4 protein-coding genes are annotated in these 5332 nt (G+C 65.5%); all 4 read right to left on the reverse strand.

Annotated elements, in window-relative coordinates:
- Positions 1-1349 (reverse strand): carboxyl transferase domain-containing protein (locus RMO40_RS05435; RefSeq protein WP_309717403.1); only part of this gene is annotated, 1349 nt, incomplete at its 3' end.
- A 177-nt stretch (positions 1350-1526) separates the two neighbouring features.
- Positions 1527-3467, reverse strand: coding sequence for a TRAP transporter large permease subunit (locus RMO40_RS05440; protein WP_309717405.1), 1941 nt, complete (start codon positions 3465-3467; stop codon positions 1527-1529).
- Positions 3464-4129 carry a TRAP transporter small permease subunit gene (locus RMO40_RS05445; RefSeq protein WP_309717407.1) on the reverse strand — a complete coding sequence of 222 codons (666 nt, stop codon included), beginning with the start codon at positions 4127-4129 and terminating at the stop codon, positions 3464-3466. Before RMO40_RS05445 ends, RMO40_RS05440 begins: the two co-directional genes overlap by 4 nt.
- Before the next feature lie 54 nt (positions 4130-4183).
- Positions 4184-5305 (reverse strand): twin-arginine translocation signal domain-containing protein, encoded by a 1122-nt coding sequence (locus RMO40_RS05450; protein WP_309717410.1) that lies wholly within the window; start codon positions 5303-5305, stop codon positions 4184-4186.
- Between the last annotated feature and the right edge of the window lie 27 nt (positions 5306-5332).

Below are 5332 nucleotides of genomic sequence, written 5' to 3' on the forward strand. Positions count from 1 at the left end.
GCCTGTTCGCCGCCCATCACGCTGATGCGCGCGTTGGGCCACATCCACAGGAAGCGCGGGCTGTAGGCGCGGCCGCACATGCCGTAGTTGCCGGCGCCGAAACTGCCGCCGATGATGACGGTGAACTTGGGCACCGTGGCGGTCGCCACCGCGGTCACCATCTTGGCGCCGTGCTTGGCGATGCCTTCGGCTTCGTACTTGCGCCCGACCATGAAGCCGGTGATGTTCTGCAAGAACACGAGCGGCACTTTGCGCTGGCCGCACAGCTCGATGAAGTGCGCGCCCTTGAGCGCCGACTCGCTGAACAGCACGCCGTTGTTGGCGACGATGCCCACCGGCATGCCTTCGATGTGCGCAAAGCCGGTCACCAGCGTGGCGCCATAGCGGGCCTTGAACTCTTCGAACTCGCTGCCATCGACGATGCGGGCAATGATCTCGCGCACATCGAACGGCTTGCGCGTGTCGGTCGGGATCACGCCGTGCAGCTCGCCCGCGTCGAACAGCGGCGGCTTCGGTTCAATGCAGCGCAGCGGGTTGTCCTTGCGCCAGTTGAGGTGGGCCACCGCGTTGCGCGCGATCGCCAGCGCGTGGGTGTCGTTCTGCGCCAGGTGGTCGGCCACGCCGCTCAAACGCGTGTGCACGTCGCCACCGCCCAGGTCTTCCGCGCTCACCACTTCGCCGATGGCCGCTTTGACCAGCGGCGGGCCGGCAAGAAAGATGGTGCCCTGGTTCTTGACGATGATCGACTCGTCGCTCATCGCCGGCATGTAGGCGCCGCCTGCCGTGCACGAGCCCATCACCACCGCGATCTGCGGGATGCCGGCCGCGCTCATCTGCGCCTGGTTGAAGAAGATGCGGCCGAAGTGGTCGCGGTCGGGGAAGACCTCGTCCTGGTTGGGCAGGTTGGCGCCGCCGCTGTCGACGAGGTAGATGCAAGGCAGGTGGTTGGCCTGCGCGATCTCTTGCGCGCGAAGGTGTTTCTTGACGGTCAGCGGGAAATACGTCCCGCCCTTCACGGTGGCGTCGTTGCAGACCACCATGCACTCGACACCGGCCACGCGGCCGATGCCGGCGATCAGGCCGGCACCGGGCGCGTCGCCGTTGTACATGCCGTGGGCGGCGAGCGGCGCGATCTCCAGAAACGGCGTGTCAGGGTCGAGCAGCATCTCGACACGGTCGCGCGGCAGCAGCTTGCCGCGTGCCACGTGCTTGACGCGCGGGGCCACACCGCCACCGAGCGCCACCTGGGCGAGCTTGGCGTTGAGGTCGTCGACCAGTACGCGCATGGCAGCCGCGTTGGCCTTGAAGTCTTCTGAGCGCGGGCTGAGCTTGGAGCTGAGTGAAGGCATGCGGTCTCCGGCCGGCCTCGGGGCGGGCGTTCTAGTTGACGTATACGTCAATTCTAGGGGGATGCCGCGCCATCCGGCCGGTGGATTGACGGGGCGCGTCATGCACCGGCGCGCCCGCCCCTGTTTCCCGGCGTCGACACTCATCGGGCGATGCGGGTCAGCCCGGGTGGCATGGTCTCAGCCGCCGTAGAGATACCTCGGCAGCCACAAGGTGAGTGAAGGCCAGATGTACATGAACACCATGCACAAGATGACAATCAGCATGTACGGCATCATGCCCGCGAAGATCTGATTCAGCGTCACATGCGGCGGCGACACCCCCTTCAGATAGAAGGCCGACATGGCCACCGGCGGCGACAAGAAGGCCGCTTGCAGATTGACGAACACCATCACGCCAAACAGCAGCGGGTCGATCTGGAAATGCGCCAGCAGCGGCAGGAAGATGGGCACGAAGATCACGATGATCTCGGTCCACTCCAGCGGCCAACCGAGAATGAAGATGATCACCTGAGCCAGCAACAAGAACTGCAGTGGCGTGAGGTTCATGCCCATCACCCACTCTTCGATGATGCGCTGGCCGCCCAGCAGCGCAAACACCGCCGAAAAGAGTGCCGAGCCCACGAACAGCCAGCACACCATGGCAGTGGTCTTGGCCGTGAGGAACACCGCCTCCTTGGTTCGCTTCAAGTTGAGCGTGCCGGCCTGCCAGGCCATCAGGAAGGCGCCCGCCGCCCCGACCGCCGCCGATTCGGTGGCGGTGGTGATGCCGAACAGGATCACCCCCAGCACCACCAGCGTCAGGATGGCCAGCGGCATCACCGAGGTCACCAGCATGCGCAAGATCTCGAACAGCTCGGCGTCCATGCGCCAGTAGTACCAGGCCAGCAGCGCCAGCGTGATGGCACAGGTCAACCAGAACGAGATGTAGAAGTTCTCCGGCACCGCCGCCGTGCGAGGCGCGGCGACCGGCTCCCCGAGCGACTGCAGGCCTGGCTCAGCGGCTGCGGGTACGGTCGCCGTGCCCGGAGGTTCTTGCACACTGCCGCTCGGCTCGGGCTCGGAGGCCGCGCTTGGCGGCTCCGCCAGGCCGTCTGACTGGGGCTCCTGCAAACCACCCGACTGCGGCTCCTGCAAGCCGCCGCTCGGCGTTGTGGGCTCGGCGCTGCGCTCGGCCGGTTGTGACTGCTCCACCTCGGCCGGCGCGGCCTGGTTGTTGTCCTGCTGCGAATAGATGGTCACGTACCACCACACCGCACCCAGCGTCACCGCAGCCAGCAAGAACGGCGTGAGGGCGGCGACGAGCTGGCGCACCAGGCCCAGCCAGGTGAGACGCACCCCTTCGAGCTGAGCGCGCAGCGCCCGGCCCGGTGCCACCACCGCCTTCAGCAAGGCCGGCAGCATGCGCGCGGAGTAGTTGGCGGCCAGGAAGGCCACGCCCGGTGTGATGTCGGCACGCTGTTGCTCGGGCGGCAGGCGGGGCGCGACCTTGGGCTGGATCATCGACCAGCCGATCACGTAGACCAGGTAGAGGAAGGCGAGGAAGAAACCCGGGAACATGGCCGCCGCATACAGCTTGACCACCGATTGCCCGGCCACGGCCGCGTACACGATGATCATCACCGAGGGCGGGATCAAGATGCCCAGCGTGCCCCCAGCAGTGATCACACCCGCGGCCAGCCGCGTGTCGTAGCCCGCCTTGAGCATCGGCCGCATCGCGATCACGCCCATCAGCACCACCACCGCGCCAACCAGGCCGCTGGCAATGCCCCAGAAGGTGCAGATGATCAGCGTGGCCACCGCCAGCGAGCCCGGCACACGGCGAAAGGCCAGCTGCACCGCATGAAACATCTTGTCGACCAGCGCGCCGCGCTCCATCACGTAGCCCATCAGCACAAAGAGCGGGATGGACAGCAGCGTCTCGTTGGTCATCGCGCCGTAAGCGCGCTGCACCATCAGGTCGAACACCTTGTTGTCGAACCACGGCATCGCGGGGTCATAGAAGGCGATGAAGCCGAAGAACATGCCCAGGCCCATCAGCGTGAAGGCCGTGGGAAAGCCCAGCATGATCACGACCACGATCAAGCCCAGCATCGCCAGGCCGAGTGCGGGATTGCTCATCTCAGACCTTCATCGTTCTTGTTACGCTGGCGGGCCGATTCGTCGATGTGGTGCGCGCGCTCGATCGCGTCGCGCCGGGTGTCTTCATCGACGTAGGTGCTGGCGGCGAGCTGCTCTTCGACCACGTCCATCTCGCCGGCATCTTTCAGCCGCGACGGCCACTCGCCGGTGCGCAGGCACACCACGCAGCGCAGGATCTCGGCCAGGCCCTGCAGCATCACGATGGCGCCGGCCACCGGGATCATGAGCTTGAAGGGGTAGACCGGCAGCGGCGTGGCGTTGAAGGTTTGCTCGCGCATCGCCAGCGAGTCATGAAAGTAGTCCCAGCCGGCCCAGGTGAGCGCACCGATGCCGGGAAGGAAGAACACGATGTACAGCACCAGGTCGATCGAAGCCTGGGTGCGCGGCTTCATGCTGCCGTAGAAAAAGTCACCGCGCACATGGCCGGCCTGGGCCAGCGTGTAGGCGCCGGTCATCATGAACAGGGTGCCGTACATCATGTTGTTGATGTCGTAGATCCACGCCGTGGGTGCGTTCAGGGCATAGCGCTTGAAGACCTCGGCGCACACCACCAACATCAGCGCGACGATGAGCCACGCGAAGGTCTTGCCCACCCAGGTGCTGATCTGGTCGGCGACGTACAGCAGTCGTTGTGTGTTCATTGTTCAGAAGAGGGCCTGCCTCGGCGGCCAAAGACGCCGAGGCAGGCCAGCCGTTCAGGCCTTCTTGGGCGCACCCTTGAAGTAGCGGTTGTAGGCCATGTTGAAGTCGACCATGTAGTCGTTCTGCCACTGCTTGGCGCGCTGCGCGAAGACCTTCTGCGAGTCGAGCACCTTCTGGAACAGCGGGTTCTCGCCGCCCTTCTTCTTGATGATCTCGTCCCACGCGTCGAGCTGGGCCTTGAGGATGGCATCTGGCGTCTTGTAGAACTTCACGCCGGCCTTCTTCAGCTCGTCGTAGTCCTTCGAGTTGCGGTCGATGGCCTTCCAGCTCATGTCGGCGCTCGCGGCCTGCACCCCGTAGTCGACGATGGCGCGCAGCTCGGCCGGCAAGGCGGTGAGCTTCGGTCTATTGAACAGGATCTCGAACTGCTCGCCACTCTGGTGGAAGCTTTGCAGCATGCAGTTCTTCGCCACGTCAGGGAAGCCCAGCGTGCGGTCGCTCGATGCGTTGTTGAACTCGGCACCATCGATCAGGCCGCGGTCGAGCGCGGGCACGATCTCGCCGCCGGGCAGCGGGTTCACCGCAGCACCCATCGCGGTGTACATGTCGACCGCCAGGCCGACGGTGCGGAACTTCATGCCCTTCACGTCGGTCGCCTTGGCGATCGGCTTCTTGAACCAGCCAAAGGGCTGGGTGGGCATGGGCCCGTAGAGGTACGAGACCACGTCCATGTTGATGGCCTTGTAGATCTCCTCCAGCAGCACCTTGCCACCGCCGTAGTTGTGCCAGGCGAGCACCATGTTCGGGTCCATGCCGAAGGCCGGGCCAGAGCCCCACAGCGCGAGCGCCGAGTTCTTGCCGTAGTGGTAAGCCACCACGCCGTGGCCGCCATCGAGCGTGCCCTTGCTCACCGCTTCGAGCAGCTGGAAGGCGGGCACCACGGCACCGGCGGGCAACACCTCGATCTTGAGGCGGCCACCGGCCATGTCGTTCACCTTCTTGGCGAAGTCGTTGGCGTATTCGTGGAAGATGTCTTTCGCGGGCCAGGTGCTTTGAAAACGCAGCGAGGTGGTCTGCGCGTTCGACACCATGGGCGCGGCCAGGGCACCGGCGCCTGCGGCGGCGGCGGAAGCGCGTTTGAGGAAGCGGCGGCGCTGGGGAGCGGGGGTGGTCACTTGATGTCTCCTTCGATGTGGTCGGTC

Origin of the sequence: Rhizobacter sp. (genome assembly GCF_031412075.1) — a bacterium.
Taxonomy (GTDB): domain Bacteria; phylum Pseudomonadota; class Gammaproteobacteria; order Burkholderiales; family Burkholderiaceae_C; genus Rhizobacter.